This window comes from Candidatus Villigracilis affinis, from assembly GCF_016705895.1.
In the GTDB taxonomy this organism is placed as follows: domain Bacteria; phylum Chloroflexota; class Anaerolineae; order Anaerolineales; family Villigracilaceae; genus Villigracilis; species Villigracilis affinis.
In genome coordinates, this window is sequence record NZ_JADJKT010000036.1 from 689894 (window position 1) to 707767 (window position 17874).

Annotated in this window: 18 protein-coding genes; 8 read left to right on the forward strand and 10 right to left on the reverse strand. The window is 51.7% G+C overall.

Going from position 1 to position 17874, the window contains the following annotated elements:
* Nucleotides 1-31: 31 nt before the first annotated feature.
* Together IPI86_RS18360 and IPI86_RS18365 are read left to right on the forward strand one after the other, a co-directional pair.
* Nucleotides 32-673 (forward strand): uracil-DNA glycosylase, encoded by a 642-nt coding sequence (locus IPI86_RS18360; RefSeq protein WP_345299462.1) that lies wholly within the window; start codon nucleotides 32-34, stop codon nucleotides 671-673.
* Complete coding sequence (locus tag IPI86_RS18365; RefSeq protein ID WP_345299463.1) at nucleotides 670-1848, forward strand: acyltransferase; 1179 nt, start codon at nucleotides 670-672, stop codon at nucleotides 1846-1848. The genes IPI86_RS18360 and IPI86_RS18365 overlap by 4 nt, the downstream gene beginning before the upstream one ends.
* 54 nt (nucleotides 1849-1902) lie before the next feature.
* Here IPI86_RS18365 and arsB read toward each other — a convergent pair whose 3' ends face one another.
* From arsB to IPI86_RS18395, 6 genes are all read right to left on the reverse strand, one after another.
* On the reverse strand, nucleotides 1903-2994 hold the full coding sequence (gene arsB / locus IPI86_RS18370; RefSeq protein ID WP_345299464.1) for an ACR3 family arsenite efflux transporter: 1092 nt from the start codon (nucleotides 2992-2994) through the stop codon (nucleotides 1903-1905).
* 1 nt (nucleotide 2995) lies between these two features.
* Nucleotides 2996-3409 carry an arsenate reductase ArsC gene (locus tag IPI86_RS18375; protein ID WP_345299465.1) on the reverse strand — a complete coding sequence of 138 codons (414 nt, stop codon included), beginning with the start codon at nucleotides 3407-3409 and terminating at the stop codon, nucleotides 2996-2998.
* Between the two features lie 81 nt (nucleotides 3410-3490).
* Complete coding sequence (locus tag IPI86_RS18380) at nucleotides 3491-4747, reverse strand: radical SAM protein (protein ID WP_345299466.1); 1257 nt, start codon at nucleotides 4745-4747, stop codon at nucleotides 3491-3493.
* A gap of 30 nt (nucleotides 4748-4777) precedes the next feature.
* Nucleotides 4778-5029 carry a thioredoxin family protein gene (locus IPI86_RS18385; RefSeq protein WP_345299467.1) on the reverse strand — a complete coding sequence of 84 codons (252 nt, stop codon included), beginning with the start codon at nucleotides 5027-5029 and terminating at the stop codon, nucleotides 4778-4780.
* A gap of 11 nt (nucleotides 5030-5040) precedes the next feature.
* Entirely contained in the window at nucleotides 5041-6090 is a 1050-nt protein-coding gene (locus IPI86_RS18390; RefSeq protein WP_345299468.1) for a permease, read from the reverse strand.
* A gap of 7 nt (nucleotides 6091-6097) precedes the next feature.
* Nucleotides 6098-6487, reverse strand: a complete 390-nt coding sequence (locus tag IPI86_RS18395) for a metalloregulator ArsR/SmtB family transcription factor (RefSeq protein ID WP_345299469.1) — start codon at nucleotides 6485-6487, stop codon at nucleotides 6098-6100.
* Nucleotides 6488-6615: 128 nt separating this feature from the next.
* Here IPI86_RS18395 and IPI86_RS18400 point away from each other — a divergent pair, with 128 nt between their 5' ends.
* Nucleotides 6616-7785, forward strand: a complete 1170-nt coding sequence (locus IPI86_RS18400) for an FAD-dependent oxidoreductase (RefSeq protein WP_345299470.1) — start codon at nucleotides 6616-6618, stop codon at nucleotides 7783-7785.
* Between the two features lie 41 nt (nucleotides 7786-7826).
* Here the strand turns inward: IPI86_RS18400 and IPI86_RS18405 are convergent, their stop codons facing one another.
* Together IPI86_RS18405 and IPI86_RS18410 are read right to left on the reverse strand one after the other, a co-directional pair.
* On the reverse strand, nucleotides 7827-9389 hold the full coding sequence (locus IPI86_RS18405) for an ABC transporter permease subunit (protein ID WP_345299471.1): 1563 nt from the start codon (nucleotides 9387-9389) through the stop codon (nucleotides 7827-7829).
* Nucleotides 9389-10255, reverse strand: coding sequence for an ABC transporter ATP-binding protein (locus IPI86_RS18410; RefSeq protein ID WP_345299472.1), 867 nt, complete (start codon nucleotides 10253-10255; stop codon nucleotides 9389-9391). The genes IPI86_RS18405 and IPI86_RS18410 overlap by 1 nt, the downstream gene beginning before the upstream one ends.
* A 260-nt stretch (nucleotides 10256-10515) precedes the next feature.
* Here IPI86_RS18410 and IPI86_RS18415 point away from each other — a divergent pair, with 260 nt between their 5' ends.
* From IPI86_RS18415 to IPI86_RS18435, 5 genes are all read left to right on the forward strand, one after another.
* Nucleotides 10516-10977: a hypothetical protein gene (locus IPI86_RS18415; protein WP_345299473.1), complete on the forward strand. Its 462-nt coding sequence runs from the start codon at nucleotides 10516-10518 to the stop codon at nucleotides 10975-10977.
* Nucleotides 10978-12033 carry a P1 family peptidase gene (locus tag IPI86_RS18420; protein WP_345299474.1) on the forward strand — a complete coding sequence of 352 codons (1056 nt, stop codon included), beginning with the start codon at nucleotides 10978-10980 and terminating at the stop codon, nucleotides 12031-12033.
* Nucleotides 12034-12073: 40 nt separating this feature from the next.
* Nucleotides 12074-13162, forward strand: coding sequence for a serine hydrolase domain-containing protein (locus tag IPI86_RS18425; RefSeq protein ID WP_345299475.1), 1089 nt, complete (start codon nucleotides 12074-12076; stop codon nucleotides 13160-13162).
* A gap of 127 nt (nucleotides 13163-13289) precedes the next feature.
* The gene (locus tag IPI86_RS18430) at nucleotides 13290-14024 is read left to right on the forward strand and encodes an ROK family protein (protein WP_345299476.1); all 735 of its coding nucleotides are present in this window, start codon (nucleotides 13290-13292) and stop codon (nucleotides 14022-14024) included.
* A gap of 54 nt (nucleotides 14025-14078) precedes the next feature.
* Entirely contained in the window at nucleotides 14079-15092 is a 1014-nt protein-coding gene (locus tag IPI86_RS18435) for a phosphotransferase (RefSeq protein WP_345299477.1), read from the forward strand.
* A 56-nt stretch (nucleotides 15093-15148) separates the two neighbouring features.
* Here IPI86_RS18435 and IPI86_RS18440 read toward each other — a convergent pair whose 3' ends face one another.
* Both IPI86_RS18440 and IPI86_RS18445 read right to left on the reverse strand, forming a co-directional pair.
* Nucleotides 15149-16183: an ABC transporter permease gene (locus IPI86_RS18440; RefSeq protein ID WP_345299478.1), complete on the reverse strand. Its 1035-nt coding sequence runs from the start codon at nucleotides 16181-16183 to the stop codon at nucleotides 15149-15151.
* Complete coding sequence (locus IPI86_RS18445; protein ID WP_345299479.1) at nucleotides 16180-17808, reverse strand: ABC transporter permease; 1629 nt, start codon at nucleotides 17806-17808, stop codon at nucleotides 16180-16182. Before IPI86_RS18445 ends, IPI86_RS18440 begins: the two co-directional genes overlap by 4 nt.
* Between the last annotated feature and the right edge of the window lie 66 nt (nucleotides 17809-17874).

A 17874-nucleotide genomic window follows, 5' to 3' on the forward strand; every position in this document is an offset into this window, starting at 1 on the left:
GCTTACATCCTCTTTCATAAGGAAACCGCTTATGTCTCAATCTGATTCATCCAGCACGGGCGCAAAACAATATTCATCGCTTGAAGAATTATTCAGTGTGATGAAACGTATGAGTGACGATCCGCTGGCAAAGGCTGGTACCAATATCGTCATCAGCCGCGGCAATCCGAAGGCCAAATTGTTGATCATCGGTGAAGCGCCGGGACCCGAGGAAAATATTCAGGGAAAGCCTTTTGTGGGGCGCGCAGGCCAGATGCTTGATAAGATCCTGCAAGCCGCGAACTTCGACCCTGAGCAGGATGTGTACATCACCAATTCCGTTTTTCGCATGCCGCCCGGTGAGGATGGAAAGAATTTCCGCAAACCCACCGATACCGAAACCGATTTTTATCGCCCGTATGTTTTTGAGATCATCCGACTGATTGATCCGTTCGTAATGCTGCTGACGGGAAACGTGGCCAGCTATTCCATTCTGCGCAAGACAGGCATCACCTCCCTGCGCGGAAAATGGACCGAGCTTCAGGGCCGCTGGATCATGCCGATCTTTCACCCATCCTATCTACTGCGAAATCCATCCAAAGAGCCTGGCTCACCCAAAGCCCAAATGTGGGATGATATTCGTGAAGTCCGCAAAAAATATGACGAATTGACCGGGAAGACAGCGGCCTCATGAATGACCGCTCGAAGGAATTGGATGGATTGCGAGGCATCGCGATCCTGCTTGTCATCGCGCATCATGTTCTAAAACGAGCCGATTATTTCACTGCCAACGGCTTTTTGCATTTCATCACGCGCCTGTCACTGGTCGGCTGGATGGGCGTGGATATTTTCTTTGTGCTTTCGGGCTTCCTGATCACATCCATTTTGTTGAAAGCCAAAGACGAAAAAAATTATTACAAGAACTTCTATGCGCGGCGGGTGCTGCGCATTTTTCCGCTGTACTATGCGGCGCTCGCCCTGTTCCTCATCGCAGTGAAATTCGTCCCCGCCGTGGCAAAGACAGCCGACACCACCATCCCCTATTTGCCAACCTTCCTGCTTTATCAACAGAATTGGTTGTACCTGTTCTCGATTTATCCCTCTGCTTATTTGAGCGTTACCTGGTCGTTAGCCATTGAAGAACAGTTCTATTTGATCTGGCCCGCCATCGTACGCATGACGAATCAAAAATTACTGACGTGGATCAGCGCGGGCATCGTCATCCTCTCCCTGCTGGTGCGCACCGTGGCCACTCTGCTCTCGCCCGATTCGGAACAATTGCCCGTCATCTTTTTCTACAACACATTCACCCGTCTCGAAGGATTGGCACTGGGCGCATTGACCGCCATCTTCTTCATCACGCCCACAAACTGGCAGGCAACGGTCAAACGCTTGGCGCTGCCCGCCTCCATTGTGACGATGATCTTGTTCCTGTATCTGGCATTTATCGCCAGCCCTGCGGGGCCGCATCCGCTTTACAGAAACATTCCGCTCGGCACCATCGGATACACCCTGCTTGCATTTTCCTCTGCCGCGATGATCATTTTCCTCACCAGCGGCGCAGAGGCCTCGCTCATCCGAAAAATATTTGCAAACGGCGGTCTGGTCTTCTTCGGCAAGTACAGCTACTCGATGTATCTATTCCATATGCCCGTGGCTTTGACCCTGCTCGATATCATGGTCAAAGCCAAAGTTCGCGGATGGGAATACTACGTCGCCTACAGCGCGCTGACAGTTGTCATCACATCCCTGCTGGCATTACTGACCTGGAACATTCTCGAAAATCCGCTACTGAAACTTAAGCGTCATTTCACGAATGAATCCGAAACACACGAAGCAACTCAAATCGCAAAACAGCGGTCAACCTAACTGAAAGTTGACCGCTGTTCCTCTTTATTTATTTCCCCTGATACGACCCAATATTCATTTGGCAGGCGCAGGGACCATCGCCCCGCCAAAATATCTCTTCTGGAAGAAGAACGCCACATTGACCAGCCCGATCATCACTGGCACTTCGATCAACGGCCCGATGACAGCGGCAAAAGCAGCGCCAGAGTTAATGCCAAAGACCGCCACCGCTACCGCAATCGCCAACTCAAAATTGTTACTGGCAGCAGTGAAGGAGAGCGTCGTCGTCTTGGAATAATCCGCGCCGATGGATTTGCCCATGAAGAAGCTGACCAAAAACATGATCACGAAATAGATCAGCAAAGGAACAGCTATCCGCACCACATCGAGAGGCAGTTCCACGATCACATCTCCCTTGAGCGAGAACATGACCACGATGGTGAACAACAGCGCGATCAACGTCAACGGGCTGATCTTGGGAATAAAGACCTTGTGATACCAATCCTTGCCCTTCGCGCGGACAAGGAAGAAGCGCGTGAAAAATCCCGCGATGAATGGAATGCCCAGATAGATGAAGACGCTTTTTGCGATCTCACCGATGGTGATGTTCACGATATTGCCTGTCATACCGAACCATGTCGGCAGGACCGTGATGAACACGTAGGCATACACGCTGTAAAACAAGACCTGAAAGATACTGTTGAATGCCACCAGCCCCGCCGCATATTCGTTATCACCCTTCGCCAGCTCATTCCATACGATGACCATCGCAATACAGCGCGCAAGACCAATGAGGATGAGCCCCGTCATGTATTCAGGGTAACCGCGCAAGAATACGATCGCAAGAACGAACATCAAAATCGGACCGATCACCCAATTTTGCACGAGCGAGAGACCGAGAATTTTCCAGTTACGGAACACATCGCCCAACTCATCGTAGCGGACTTTCGCCAACGGCGGATACATCATCAGGATCAGGCCGATCGCAATCGGGATATTCGTCGTCCCAACTGAAACAGCACGATTGAACGCAGCCACCGTTGCCGGCATAACAAAACCAATACCCACGCCAACTGCCATTGCGAGAAAAATCCACAAGGTCAGATAGCGATCAAGGGTTGATAATTTTTTGGTCGTACTTTTTTCCTGTGTCACAAGAGCCTCCATATTAAGAATATGTCTTGAGCAAAGCGATCATTTCTTTTTCTATATCATCGCGCACTGCGCGAAAAACTTCCATCACTTCCTCATCCGTCCCCTCGGCTTTCGCAGGGTCGGGGAAACTGTGGTGTACACGCTTTCCTTTTCCAAGCCAAACGGGACATTCTTCTGCCGCCGAATCACAAACCGTCACGACAAGGTCAAAGTCCACGCCCTGGAATTCATCTACTCGCTTCGAACTACCCGTGTGCTGTATCCCGATTTCTGACAGAGCTTCCAACGCCTTGGGGTGGATGTAGCCCGCAGGTTTTGTTCCCGCGCTGACTGCCTGCCACATATCCCCCATCCGCGCATTGACAATCGCCTCCGCCAATTGCGAACGGCAGGAATTTCCAGTGCATAAAAATAAAACCTTTTTCATGGTCATCTCCATACAATTTTTCTAAAGTTTTATCACACCCATAAAATATTAATTGTTATCGTCTTGTTAAGAAGATGAATACTACGGGCAGCGGATCAATCCACGTGCCCAAAGGCAGCCGCCGCATGTCGGCTGGATATTGCCAAAACAATCTTCCAAATTTCCATTCGCCATTTCACAGCTGTTACAGAACGCGCAGGGTGAAAAATCAAAATCCTGAATTCGCTTTCTCAAGTCTTTGTAATCGCCGTTATTCCAGATGCGCAGCAGGTCTGTCTCTTGAATATCGCCGACAAAATATTCCTTCGATGTGCGTTCCCGATCATCCAGAAAATGCGTGTGCGTGTAAAGTAACGGCAGGCACGGACTCACTTTGCCATCCCAGCGAACCGCCAGACTTCCGCGCTCAACAAAAGGACATTGGTCCGTGTTTTGATTCAAGAGACTGCCAGAGAGTTCGAGCCGGTTCATGTCTTTCTGCACATCTGATAGGGCTTTGATCGTTCGAGGTTGAATATCCATCAGCGGCATGTGGACCAATGGTCTGATCTCCTGCCCCACCACCATGCTCATGGAATGCATGTATAAATTTTCATGGAGCAGTTCGGTATTATGCGCCAGCACGTTGCTGATGGAGAATTCCACTGCGCCGAGCCTGCTCCCCAATCGAACCACAGCACCCAGGTCATGGATGTTGCGCTGCATGGCGACGAAGGCTATCCCAAGCTTTGGGTATCCGGCCCAATTGGAAGCGCCAAAGGTCTGATACCTTTGCAATTGAAGCTGCTTCAGGTTTTCGATAACAGTCGGCAGGGCGTCTCCCAAACGGACATCGACATAACATTCCGGCGAAGCACCGTCCAATGAAACCCAAAGCATATCCAGCTTGAGGTCAATCAATTTGCGGATGATTTGTTCAGTTAATAGGATTCCGTTGGTAATTAAAGATACACGGTGTCCAAGCTCTTTGGCTTGTTCTATCATTTCCAGAATATGGGGATGAGAAAGCGGTTCACCATAGCCGCCCAGGAATAATTCAGGTTTATTCGGCTGGTTTTGAAAGCTCAAAAGGATGTGCTTAAAAGTTTCATCCGACATGCGCCCATATTTCACATCCCAAACGTTGCGCATGCAGGTACTGCAATTCAGATTGCACTTGTTGGTTACTTCCACATAAACCCGTTTTAGGGTCGTGATGGAGGAGTGAATGTGCAGGCCGTGGCCATTTGGCTCCACCCGTATTTCATCGCCAGGGGCAATGCCCAACTCGCTGGCAAGATGAGATGGCAGAACGATCCTTCCATGTTCATCAACCTGTGCGTATTGTATTTTGGCCATGCCTGCAACACTCCGTGCTTTGGGTAGGTTTTATGCCTTTTCCATAGCGTCAGCCAGCCAGGTTGTCACTTCGGCTGGCGTTGGAATTCGTCCTGTGGAAACGATCTTTTCATTGATGACCAGCCCGGGTGTGGACATGACGTTGTATTTCATGATCTCAGGATATTCGGTCACTTTGATGACTTCGGCTTCCAAGGTCATTTCTTGCACAACTTTATGTACGATCTGCTCAACGCGTTTGCAGTTGGCACAGCCCGAGCCAAGAACTTTGATGGTTAACATGTTTACTCCTATTACAAAATGATATTGAAAAGATAGCCCGTGAAAATGATCGCAACGGCAATGACACCGATGAACACGGCGATCAACTGCGGTTTAAGTACGCGGCGCAGGATGATCGTCTCTGGCAGGCTTAGCCCAACGACAGCCATCATGAAAGCCAGCACGGTTCCAAGGGATGCGCCTTTTTCCATCAATGCACTCACAATGGGAATGATGCCCGCAGCATTTGAGTAAAGTGGGATGCCGAGCAAGACCGCCGCAGGGACAGACCACCAGGCTTGTTTGCCCATGATCCCAACCAGCGCACTCTCAGGCACATACCCATGAATCCCCGCCCCGACAGCGATCCCAACGACCACGTACAACCAGACCTTGCCAACGATCTCTTTGACAGATTCCCAAGCCCGTTCAATGCGGTCGTTCCAGGTCAATTTTTCATCCAGCACCTGCCCTGCCCCGCTTTTGATCTGCCAGACGAAGTCCTCCACGTAGCGCTCCATTTTGAGGCGGCCGATCACTATGCCTGCCAGAATAGCGATGACCAACCCAGATGTGACGTAAAGTGCGGCGACTTTCCAGCCGAATAGACCGAACAACATGATGACAGCCACTTCGTTGATCGTGGGCGCGGCGATGAGGAAGGAAAACGTCACGCCGAGCGGAATGCCTGATTCCACAAAGCCGATGAAGAGCGGAACGGCGGAGCATGAACAAAAGGGCGTGACAATGCCAAGCAAGGCTGCAAAGACATTTCCAATCCCTTCACGTTTTCCTCCAAGCATGGCACGAGTGCGCTCCGGGCTGAAAAAGGTACGAATGATGGAAATGGCAAAGACCATGCCTGACAGCAGGAGCAAAATCTTTGGTACATCATAGAGGAAGAACGCCAGTGATTCGCCAAAGCGCGAGTCGCGGGCAAGTCCAAAGGCCGTATAGGAAACCCAATCTGCGAGAGGTTGGATGACGTTGTAAGCGATCAGCCAAAGCAAGGTGGTGAGAAAAACATAAAGTGGGAGATTTTTGTGGGATTGAGCAGGCGATGGGGATGAAAGAGTGGTCATTGTTTCCTTATAAGCTGTTCGCGGGAATCAATACAGGCGCACATTGCGGACATTCACATGACGGATACGCACGGGTATTGACGAGCGTTGAAACTGATTCAGCGGCGAGCCCGCTTAGTGCCGCTGAGGCAGTGATCAGGTCCAGAAAAGAGGCGTTTCTTAATTTATAAAAAACGTAACGGCCTTCGCGTCTATCCTGCAAAATATCGGCTTTGCGAAGAGCCATCAGATGTTGGGAGATGTAAGCCTGCCGCCAACCCAGCGCGGTTTCGAGGTGACAAACACAGGCTTCGCCAGTGCCAATGGCAAGCAAAATGGCAATGCGCTGCGGTGCGGAAATGGCGGCAAGCGGCACGGAAATTTGTTCTGAAATTTGAGTAATGGATTGTTTTTTCATATTCGTAAATTTGAATATATTATAGCAACACATTCAAGTTTGTGAATGTAATATTTGTCATGAGTTATGGCGCCGGACATCCCGACCCAAAGGTTATAATGGGCGGAATTCATTAAAAGGAAACTCACATGATGCAAACCTACGATGCCATTGTTATCGGTGCTGGGGTAATGGGCGCAAGCATTGCCTTTCACCTCGCCGAGCGCGGACTTCAAACCGCCATCCTCGAACGCAAGGTCACGGCTTCGGGAGCGACGGGGCACTCCAGCGGACTTGTGCGCATGCATTACGACCTCGCCGCAGAATCAGAATTGACCTTCGCCAGTTACAAAAATTATTTCGGCAATTGGAAGGAACGCGTGGGTGGGGAATGTGGATTTATTAACACGGGTTTTTTACAGGTTGCCAAACGCGAACATGAAGATAAATTGCGCGGCAACGTTGCCAACCAGCAGAAGATCGGAATTAATACGTCGGTCATTTCAGCGGCGGAAGTGAAAAAGCTTTTCCCCGATCTTGTGACGGAGCATTTCGATTACGCCGCCTATGAGCCCGATTCTGGTTATGCCGATGCCACGCTGACTACGAATTCATTTCTTGATTCTGCAAAGCGGAACGGGGCTACGTTGATCCAAAACTGCGAAGTGACGGCCATTCATACAACGGGCGGAAAAGTGACGGGAGTCAGTACTACAAAAGGTGGTTTCGATGCGCCGATCATCATCAATGCGGCGGGGCCTTGGGCAAAGCATGTTGCGGCGCTGGCAGGTGTGGATGTACCGCTGGTTACATGGACACATGATGTGGCGTTCCTGCATCGCCCGCCTTCATTGGGTAAATTCCCTGCGGTGATCGATGATGTCATTAATTGCTATTTCCGCCCCGAAGGCAGCGCGCTGATCCTTGCCGCGGGCGAGGACGAATCTCTGCGCGGCGAAGCGCCCGATGCCGAAGACCAGACTCCCACACCTACTTTCGTGGATAAACTTATTGACGCGATGGTTCAGCGCATTCCGAAGATCGAAGAGAGTGGATTGCATTCAATCCATGTGGGACGCGATGGCATTACCCCCGATCAGCGTTCCATCTACAGCGCGGCAGGACCTGATGGGTTCTATCTCGCGTGCGGTTTGAGCGGCACAGGTTTCAAGACCTCCCCCGCCGCGGGCGCAAGCATGGTGGAGTTGATCCTGGATGGCAAACCAAAAACCGTGGACATCACCCCGTTCCGATTCCAACGCTTCGCCGAAGGGAAGCTGATCGAAGGCGAGTATGGATACGGCCATATTTGGAAGTAAAAATAAAAATCCCGAGACTTGTCTCGGGATTTTTATTGAAGCTAATTCCGCAGTTGTCTGGCCCTGCCGAAGATGGCGAAGGCGATCAACGCAATCGAAAACGGAATGAAGAATTCAGGGCGGCCGTTGCTGTGGGAGCCGATGTAATCCAACTCGGGGACTTTGTTGAGCGGGCCGATGTACCAGATGACCATATAGAGAATTTCGAAGAGCTTGCTGGTTCCGCTCCACACGCCTGAGGCGAGAGCAAGCGATGGGATGAAGATTGCACCTGAAAGTAAGGCGAGCAGGCCGACGGTGTCACCGTCCATGATGAAGCGGAAGATGGCGCCGATGCTGACAAGCAAGGTGACGATCAACCCAGCCAGCCATTGCGAAGGGACCTGCCGCCACAACGGGGAAGCCGAAGAGAAGGTCAACTGCTGGACGTTGTTGTGGATTTCACGGTTGCCGATGGAGGACCAGATCAAAATGGGCCAGACCCAGGCGATGGGCAAAACAATCTCGCGTACAACAGTAGAGGGATTCGCAACGCAGGCGACGATGATTCCAAGTGCGACAACGTACCACCACCAGCGCTGTCCTTTAAGCAGGAGTTTCAATTCAGCAATGAGAACGGTGAAGAAGCTAAATCGATTCGCAGACTTGTTAAGCGGAGTCAGATGCGGCACAGGCAATGCCTGGGATGTTGAAGCAGGCGTCGGTTCGGAGGAAGAAGCGGAACGCGCTTTGCGCGGTTTTGAGCGCGATGGGTCGAAGCGGTCGAAGAAAAGCGCGGCGAGGAAAATCAAGCCGACGGCAAGAACGATCAAAGAGAATCGCGCAAAGATATATTCGGGCGTCCAGGCGATGCCGTTCCAGACGAAGGTGGTGGTGGCCTGTTCCACAATGCCGCCGCCGAGGGTGAAACTGCCGTCATAATCGGGGTGGATCGCGCTGACAGCCCTGCCCATTTCACCTGATAACAGGCCCAGCCCCATCGGTTCGAAAGCGGGATATTGGCTCAGCGTATCGTTTTCCATGAAGAGCGGCACGAACATGATGAACGCGAAAAAGTAAACGATGTTGCCAAAGCCGCCCTGCAAAAACGAGATCGACTCGAACAAGACAGCCAGCGCGGCCACAAGCGCCATGAGCGGCATAACGATGAAAACGAACGGGTCAAGAAAAGCGAACAATTGGATCTGTGTGTTTTCGCCCTGTAGCAATTGAATGACGATACCTGCCAGCGCAAGTACGCCGACCATCGCCATCAACACGGCGAAGTTGCTCAGCCATTTGCCCAGCAAATACAGCGGACGGGTGAGCGGTGTGGTCGCCATGATCTGACCGACGCCCGTTTCGCGGTCACGTGCCACCGAGCCTTTGACGAGATAGAAGCCGAACCAGCCGATAAAAAATGTACCGATCAATGACATCATCGCACCGACCCAGGCGGAATTGAATTCGCCGCGATACTGTCCCAACTCGAGTGCCATGTTACCGATAGCGGTTTGATAACCGAGAAAAACCACCAGCCCCAGCATCACGAGAAAACTATAACGGCGCACACGCTCGAAGAAATCGGCGCGGGCAAGATGATAGATGATGCGTGCCGATTTCATTATTTACCGCCGATGAAAAACAGATAGGCATCTTCGAGATTCGGCGAAACATTTTGGGCGTTAGCATCGGGTTTGGTCTCGCTCACCACACGCACCTGCACCCCATCGCTTCTGCGGATCGTGCCGCTGATGATATGCTTTTGCTTCAACGCGGGCAGGTCATCGCTGTGGATGGTCCATTCCCAAACTTTGTTTTCGAGTTCGCTGAGCAGGTTTTCAGGCGCAGCCTCACGCAAGAGCTTTCCTTTGTTGACAAGCGCGATATGCGTGGCGGTCGCTTCCACATCTGAAACGATGTGCGTGGATAAAATAACGATTCTTTCTCCCGATAAATCTGAGAGCAAATTCCTGAAGCGGACTCTCTCTTCGGGATCCAACCCGACGGTGGGTTCATCCACGATGAGCAGCTGCGGGTCGTTGAGCAAAGCCTGGGCGATGCCCACGCGCTGTTTCATGCCGCCCGAATATCCGCCCAGCGGACGCTTCGCGGCCTGCACAAGATTAGTCAATTGAAGCAATTCGTCGATGCGCCTCTTTGCGGTGACCGAATCGAGTCCCTTGATGGCGGCCATGTATTCGAGGAATTCCACTGCGGTCAAATTCGGGTACACGCCGAAATCCTGCGGCAAATATCCCAGCACATCACGCAGGGTGTCGGGCTGTTTGACGATATCCACGTCGTTCCATTTAATACTGCCGTCGGTCGGCTTGGTGATGGTTGCCAGCATCCGCATGAAGGTGGATTTGCCCGCACCGTTCGGGCCGAGCAATCCTAAAATACCGGGTTTGATCTCAAGGGAGAAGTCCTTCAAGCCCCAGAAATCGCGTTTATATTGTTTGCCAAGATTTTGAATTTTTAACTGCATGACATCCTCTGAATGATTTTTTGGTTTCCCTGTCCTGATAATGACAAGTTTTACTACTAATAAGTGGATAATACTATTTGATTTTCAATAGGTCAATAGCCGCAGAGTACTGTTTTGGCGGGAAAACGTATTCCGAGATCGGTATTTTCTACGGAACGCGGCCGATTAAGTTGCTGTGGCTCTTATATCTTATATTCATCGAAAGCACGATGGGAGATTTATAATCTCCATCAGTCAACCAGCGCGAAACGGAGAACCCCATGTTGAAAATTCAAAACATCTTGTTCATGTTTTTATTTCTTCTCACCTCGGCCTGTCAGGCGGCGACTCCCCTGCCGAATCTGACTCCTGCCGAAGGAGAGGAGTTCACGCTGGCTGCGGGTCAATCCGCCACGGTCAGCGCTTCAACCCTGACCGTGAAACTGGTCGGTGTGACCGAAGATGATCGCTGCCCGAGCGAAGTCACCTGCGCCGAAAGCGGACCTGTGTCCATTGCGGTGACGGTGCAAGCGGGTAACGAAGAGCCGATGGAAATCAACCTGCGAACCTTTACAGACTATCAAGGCCGCACGCCCGAGATGGAATTTGAAGGGATGCAAGACCGTATTGAATATGAGGGCTATTTGATCCGCGTAATTTCTGTGCTGCCTTACCCCGTCAATTTGGAAGATAAGATCGAAGCGGGCGAGTATCGGGTCACGTTCATGGTAACGAAGGCATAAATGGAAAATCGCAAACGCGCACGGGAATTGGGAATCGCCCCGGGCATTCTACCCACTGGCAGGTGGAATGCCATCACCGATGTGGCGGGCGTGAAAGTCGGGCAGGTCACATTGCTCGAAGGCACAGACATTCGCACAGGCGTGACCGCCATCCTGCCGCATGGCGGGAATCTGTATCAGGAGAAAGTCCCTGCGGGGGTGGCGGTGGGAAATGGATTCGGCAAGCTGATGGGGTCAACGCAGATCGAGGAACTCGGTGAGATCGAAACACCCATCGTTTTGACGAATACGCTGGCTGTGCCACACGCTGCCGAGGCGCTGATCCTGTTCACGTTGGAGCAGGCAGGCAACAGCGAAGTGCGAAGCGTCAATCCCGTCGTGGGTGAGACCAATGATGGGACGTTGAATAATATCCGCAAGATCACAGTCACAAAAGAGCATGTCATCCAGGCGATCGAAAGCGCAAAGGGTGGAGAAGTCAGCGAAGGCAACGTCGGCGCGGGCACGGGGACGATCTGCTTTGGGTGGAAGGGCGGCATAGGTACGAGTTCGCGTGTGCTGCCGCAGAACCTCGGCGGACATATGGTGGGCGTGTTGGTGCAATCCAATTTCGGCGGCGTGCTGCAAATGAATGGTGTGCCTGTTGGGCAAAACCTCGGTCAATATTATTTGAAAAACAAACTCGATGACAGCAGCGCCGATGGTTCAATCATGATCATCGTCGCCACCGATGCGCCGCTCTCCGACCGTAACCTCAAGCGCCTCGCCAAACGCGGACTGGCAGGCCTCGCACGGACGGGTGCCTCCATGAGCGATGGGTCGGGAGATTATGTCATCGCGTTTTCCACGGCGGAGGAAGTGCGCAGAACGGCGGAGCGGCGCGGGAAAATTTGGGCATATCCTGAAGTACCCAACATGGGGATGTCACCTTTGTTTCAAGCTGTCATTGAAGCCACCGAAGAAGCCATCTATAATTCACTGTGCATGGCCAAAACCATGACAGGATACGAAGGACGTACAATTCAAGCATTACCTATAAATGTAGTAGCGTTTTGACAGGAATGGATGTTCATTAAATTTACCGGGAGAATCAAACATGCAAGCATCTACAATACCGACCGAAAAACTTTTGGAATTTATGGAAACAGCCGGTGTACCGGGATTGGTATTCAGTATCATCAAAGACCGTCAGGTGATATCCACCCAAGCCATTGGCGTGAAAAATTCAGAAACAAAAGAAGAGCCGATCACCGAAAATACGCTTTTTCAAGCTGCGTCTCTGAGCAAGCCAGTATTTACCTATGGAGTTCTAACCTTGAAACAAGAGGGCAAACTAGACCTCGATAAACCTCTGCACGATTATCTTCCCCTGCCCGAAGCGGACGAGATCCCTCAACTCAAACTTATCACGACACGTCAGGCGCTGACACATACATCAGGCCTGCAAAACTGGCGTTTTGACATCGAAGACAAATTTGAATTTGAATTCGAGCCAGGCACGGGCTTCTCCTATTCAGGCGAGGGCTTCTTCTACGTACAACGTGTTATCGAACAGATCACTGGTCAAAGCATTGAATCGTTTTTACAGAAACGGGTCCTGCGCCCGTTTGGAATGACCAACAGCACCTATATTTGGCGGGCGGAGCACGAAGCGATGATCAGCATGGGGCATCGTGACCGCGGACAAAAAGCCAATCCGTGGAACGCATGGCAGGGTCGAAAATTGTTGGAAATCGCCGCGCAAAAGAATAAGGCGTTGGATAGCTGGTTGTATCAGGATTTTGTCGAAGCCCTGCCGCAGGTTCACGCGAATCTATCGCCCCTGCCTAACAACATGATCCCCAATGTGGCTGGCAGTTTGTTAACCACGGCACCCGAATACGCCCAATTCATGCTTCGTTTTCTTGAACCGAAAAACGAAATCGCCGGGCACATGCTCAAATCCCAACATCAATTGAACAGTCTGCTCTCCTGGGGAATCGGGATCGGGCTTGAAAAGATCGACAGTGAAACCTGCTTCTGGCATTGGGGTGAGAACGGCTGTTTTGAGAACTTCATGTTCGGAAACCCAAAAACAGGAAATGGGATCGTTATTCTGACAAATGGCAACAGAGGACTGAAAATCTGCGAGCGGATCGTGCAAACCGTAACTGAACAGGGTCTCAACGCTTTTTTATGGATATGATTGCCAGAGCCAGAATCACGCTGGTAAGAGTGCGAGAAGAAAAAATGGAAATTTGAATTAATATTGTCTTTGCCAGACATATGTGATTAAATCCCCACCATCACAAATTCAAAGGCAGGAACAAATCATGCAAATCCTCGGAATTGACGTAGGCGGATCAGGCATCAAAGGCGCGCCAGTTGACACGAAAAAGGGCCAACTTCTCGCAGAGCGCATCCGCATCAAGACCCCTAAAAAAGGCGAGCCCGAACCCATTGCGGAAGTAGTCAAGCAAATCGCGCAGTCCTTCGATTGGAAGGGCAAGATCGGTATCGGCTTTCCCGCCCCGATCAAAAGCGGCGTGGCGATGATGGCGGCCAATGTTTCAGAAAAATGGGTCGGTCTCAATGCAGATGAGCTTTTCACCAAAGTTACAGGATGTGAATGCACCATGATCAACGATGCGGATGCGGCAGGCCTGGCAGAAATGACCATCGGTGCGGGGCGCGGTCAATCCGGGACCGTTATCATGATCACCCTCGGGACGGGAATCGGCACCGCGATCTTTTACCGCGGACAACTGCTCCCCAACACGGAATTTGGCCACCTCGAAATCAACGGCCAGGACGCGGAGTTCCGCGCCTCGGCATTTGCCCGCGAACGTGACAAACTTTCATGGAAAAAATACGCAAAACGACTGAATAGATATTTGAATACGATGGAGAAACTTTTCTGGCCCGACCTTTTTATCGTTGGCGGCGGCATCAGCAAAGACTCTACAAAATTCCTGCCCCTGCTCACCATTGACACCCCCGTTGTCGCCGCTCAATTATTGAACGATGCGGGCATCGTCGGCGCGGCGCTGGGCGCACTGCAGAAATGACAAGGCGCTGATTGAGGTCGGCCTGATAAAGCGCCTGTTTAGAAAGAGATCAAAATGACGACCCAACCTCAACTTCTCTGGCACGACCCCGAATGGCAAAAACAAGCCCATGACTGGATCCAGTCTGAGGCAAAGCGAAATTCAATTGAACTGACAGGCGAGATCGAACAGCCGCATGCCTATGCATGGTCCACGGTGATGCGCGTCCCATCCGACGAAGGAACATTGTTCTTCAAAGCCACCGCGGCCGAAACGATCCATGAAATCGCATTGACCCAAAGAATGGCTGAGTGGTTCCCCGATTGTCTGCCCGACATCGTGAGCGCGGAACCATCACGCGGCTGGATGCTGATGCGCGATGGCGGCGAACAACTGCGCGCCTCCATCCGCCCAACAAAGGACATCAAGCCGTGGGAACCAGTCATCACCCGCTATGCCGAATTACAGATCGGACTTGCCGAGCACATCTCTGAGATACTGACAATGGGGATTCCAGACCATCGGCTTGCCCTGCTGCCAACCCGATATACAGAATTGCTTGCGGATGAAGCCAGCCTGATGATCGGCCAGGAAAAAGGGCTGACCCCTACAGAGTTTCAGCAATTAAAAGAACTGAAGCCGCGCCTCGAACAAATCTGTACGGACCTATCTTCCTTTGGGATTCCCGAATCACTGAACCACGGTGACTTCCATGACGGCAATATCCTGCTCAAAGATGGGCGCATCACCTTTTTCGATTGGGGCGATGCCAGCGTGACCCATCCCTTTGTATCGCTTCGCACCCTGTTCGTCAGCATTGAGATCGCTCTCAATCTGGACGATTATTCCTTCACCCCCGAAATGGCCTCTCTGTTGGATCGCTATCTGGAACCATGGCAGAAATTCGCGTCGAAGGATGCGTTGCTAACAGCCTATCGCCTCTCCAAGCCTGTGGCAGCCATCGTCAAGACGCTCTCGTGGCATTTGACCATCTCCAGACTGGAGGGTCCCCTGCGCGAAGAATATGCATGGATCGTTCCTGAAGTGCTGCGAGAGTTTATGGTATACGAAAAGATGCTGTCTGAGTAAAAATTTCAGCGCCTTTGCGCTAAGGATCCAGTTAAAATCGCTAAAAGATGATCGAACTAGGCAAGCAGCCTGCGCGACATTTTGGCCAACAGGAAATACAGCGCGGCGAGAAATACCGCAAAGACCGCCACGTTCCATCCACTTGTATAAGCATCGCCAATCGCCAGGCGCGACAACGCCGTGATTGGCGATGTGTTTAATAAGGTGCTGATTCCAGCACCAGCCAATAGCAAAAGCGAGTAAATGAATTGCGAGCGTTCACGGTCTTGCAGCATCACCGCACCCAACATCGCCGCCGTGGATGTGATACCTGCAATGATGGCCGCCAGCAAAAGGATCCAGCCCGTGTTTTGAATGACGATGTCATTCATTTGCAGCAAAGCAATCCACGCAACAGCCTGCACAAAGGACAGGATCACCGATGCCAAAATCTTCGCGCTCACCATCCCATTGATGCTCAACGGTGTGGAGAGTAAAGTTTGTAGAGTTTTATTTTCCACTTCTTCGGTCAGCGAGTCCACGGACATGCTGCCAGAGACGAAGGCGGGAAAGAACATCAGCATGGGGATGAGTACCGAATACACGAACTCATAAGAGGTCGAAGGCTTGCCTTTCAAGTCCGTATAACGGACTTCAATTCCCTTTTGCCCGCGCAGGTAATTCTCGTATTGTTTGAGCGGCTCCTGAATCACCATGCGGATCAGCGAACTGATCGCATCCAGATCTGGAAGATATAGCTTGATCTCTGTAATTCCATTTGCATCCACAGGGGTATCCACCACCGCGCTGACTTCATTGTTGAAAAACGCGGTCTGCGCCTCGGTCAATGTGGCGTACTGAACAACCGTTAATCCACGCTCGCCCATCAACGAAGCAAGTGTGTTATCCGATGAATCCACCACCCCGATCTTGATCCCCGCGCCGCCGAAGTTCATGATCGTATCCGAGTCATACAGCGAGAGCATTCCCAACAGCAAGGCCGATGAAAATGAAGCGATAAACAACTGGATCAAGATCGAGATGATAATGGTACGGTCACGGATGACCGAGGCCAATTCCTTTTTGACAACTGCAAAAAACGGGGCGATCACATTCCACCTCTCAGCACATACACGTTATAAATAAAATGCACAATGGTTCCGATCCCCAAAGCCAGCCAATAGGGAAATCGCAACTTCGTCCGCAGCACGGTGATGATGGTCGAGAAAACGAAATGCGCGATCAGCGGGATGAACAGGAGCAGCCCCGCGCCAAACAACGCGCCCGCAACCGGAGCCTGTGACACCATGCTGATGGAAACCAGCAGCAAGAGTTTCTCGCCGATCAAAAATCCCAAAGCGGATAAAAATGAAAGACCGATGATCTCACGCCATGTCTTCACCGCGCCATGCTCGGCCAGCGCCACAATGCCAACCGTCTTGACCACCTCCTCGATCAAGGCGGATGCGAAAAGCGTAAAGCCGAGGATCAACCCCACGGGCAGGTTGGTCGCAAACGCAAGGAAAACGATCTGCGTCATGTACACAACGGGGATGGTGATCAAACTCCACAACGGCACGGCGATGTACGGCTTCGAGTGCGCCATCATCAAATAGATCGCGTCGCTGAGCTTGCGCGTGAGCGGCTTGTAGCCCATCAAAAATTCTTCGTTCAGCAGGCGCGTGCCTGCGAACATGGCAAGACCAAAGATCGCCGCCATCGGCAGGGACGGGAACAAATATTCGCGCCAGCCAAACGGCTCGTTGCGGTACATCTTCACAGCCAACGCCAGCGGCGAAATATACGCAAGGTCATTTACGTTGGTGAACATCGCGGGGAATACAAGATAGGCCGTTGTCAGCGTAGTCACGAGCATCGCGATAAAGGTCGTGTCTTTGAACGTGCGGTAAAACAGCGGCACCATCAAATAGATCGCGAAGATGAACAACGTGGTCGGCGCGAAAATGGCCAGAGCGAGGAGAATGTTCGTTTTGGTCAGAGCAGCTATCAGCACGGTTGAAGCGAGGGCGAAGATCGCGTAGGGCAGCATCTTGCCAAAAATAATCTGAAAAGGAGTCACAGGCGCGGACAGCAAAATCGTCAGGCGGCGGTTCATTTTTTCATCCATAAAACTGCTGGTGAAAAAAATGCTGATGAAGGTGATCGGCATGATGTAAAGCAGCGCCACGAGGACTTGTGTGAACGGCGCGGGAGGCGGCGTGAGGGATGGGATGATGACTTCCTCGGGCGTTGTTATGGGAAGCGCTCCGCCCGCGTCATTCTGCGCTGCGGCCTGCTCGGCGGCTCCGAGATAGTTGATCGCCACCCGCAGAGGGAACGCGTCCGCGTTTGCGAAGGAATTGCCCACGCGGATCAGCTCCTGCTTTTCCATGTATTGCTTCAAGGCACGCACAGCAAACTGTGACTTGTCATCCTCGCGTGAATAGACCTGCGAGCCGTCGATGAACACATCAATCACTTTTTGTTCGAGCAAAGTTTGCCCCTGCTCTGCATCCACTTCCATCACAGCAAAGCGGCTGTCACTGATGGCAGGCACATCACCAGAAACACCAACGCGATACAAGCCGCTGCCAAGCGAAACCGTATCGCGCAAATAATACGCGGACAGACCCAGCACAGCCAGCAACGCCACCACCGCCAGCGGACTCGCTCCGCCGCCAAAACGTTTACGCAGGCGCGTCACTTCACGCCATGCAATCACAAGGATTTGATTCATAATCCACTCTTTAATAATTTGTCACCCTTCGCGACAGCGAAGGGTCTCAGCCTACAGAGGTAGAGA

Bases quoted from the DNA above. Each gene is read 5' to 3' on its own strand.
- IPI86_RS18360 (WP_345299462.1), top strand. From the start codon at position 32: ATGTCTCAATCTGATTCATCCAGCACGGGCGCAAAACAATATTCATCG.
- IPI86_RS18365 (WP_345299463.1), top strand. From the start codon at position 670: ATGAATGACCGCTCGAAGGAATTGGATGGATTGCGAGGCATCGCGATC.
- arsB (WP_345299464.1), bottom strand. From the start codon at position 2,994: ATGGAGGCTCTTGTGACACAGGAAAAAAGTACGACCAAAAAATTATCA.
- IPI86_RS18375 (WP_345299465.1), bottom strand. From the start codon at position 3,409: ATGAAAAAGGTTTTATTTTTATGCACTGGAAATTCCTGCCGTTCGCAA.
- IPI86_RS18380 (WP_345299466.1), bottom strand. From the start codon at position 4,747: ATGGCCAAAATACAATACGCACAGGTTGATGAACATGGAAGGATCGTT.
- IPI86_RS18385 (WP_345299467.1), bottom strand. From the start codon at position 5,029: ATGTTAACCATCAAAGTTCTTGGCTCGGGCTGTGCCAACTGCAAACGC.
- IPI86_RS18390 (WP_345299468.1), bottom strand. From the start codon at position 6,090: ATGACCACTCTTTCATCCCCATCGCCTGCTCAATCCCACAAAAATCTC.
- IPI86_RS18395 (WP_345299469.1), bottom strand. From the start codon at position 6,487: ATGAAAAAACAATCCATTACTCAAATTTCAGAACAAATTTCCGTGCCG.
- IPI86_RS18400 (WP_345299470.1), top strand. From the start codon at position 6,616: ATGATGCAAACCTACGATGCCATTGTTATCGGTGCTGGGGTAATGGGC.
- IPI86_RS18405 (WP_345299471.1), bottom strand. From the start codon at position 9,389: ATGAAATCGGCACGCATCATCTATCATCTTGCCCGCGCCGATTTCTTC.
- IPI86_RS18410 (WP_345299472.1), bottom strand. From the start codon at position 10,255: ATGCAGTTAAAAATTCAAAATCTTGGCAAACAATATAAACGCGATTTC.
- IPI86_RS18415 (WP_345299473.1), top strand. From the start codon at position 10,516: ATGTTGAAAATTCAAAACATCTTGTTCATGTTTTTATTTCTTCTCACC.
- IPI86_RS18420 (WP_345299474.1), top strand. From the start codon at position 10,978: ATGGAAAATCGCAAACGCGCACGGGAATTGGGAATCGCCCCGGGCATT.
- IPI86_RS18425 (WP_345299475.1), top strand. From the start codon at position 12,074: ATGCAAGCATCTACAATACCGACCGAAAAACTTTTGGAATTTATGGAA.
- IPI86_RS18430 (WP_345299476.1), top strand. From the start codon at position 13,290: ATGCAAATCCTCGGAATTGACGTAGGCGGATCAGGCATCAAAGGCGCG.
- IPI86_RS18435 (WP_345299477.1), top strand. From the start codon at position 14,079: ATGACGACCCAACCTCAACTTCTCTGGCACGACCCCGAATGGCAAAAA.
- IPI86_RS18445 (WP_345299479.1), bottom strand. From the start codon at position 17,808: ATGAATCAAATCCTTGTGATTGCATGGCGTGAAGTGACGCGCCTGCGT.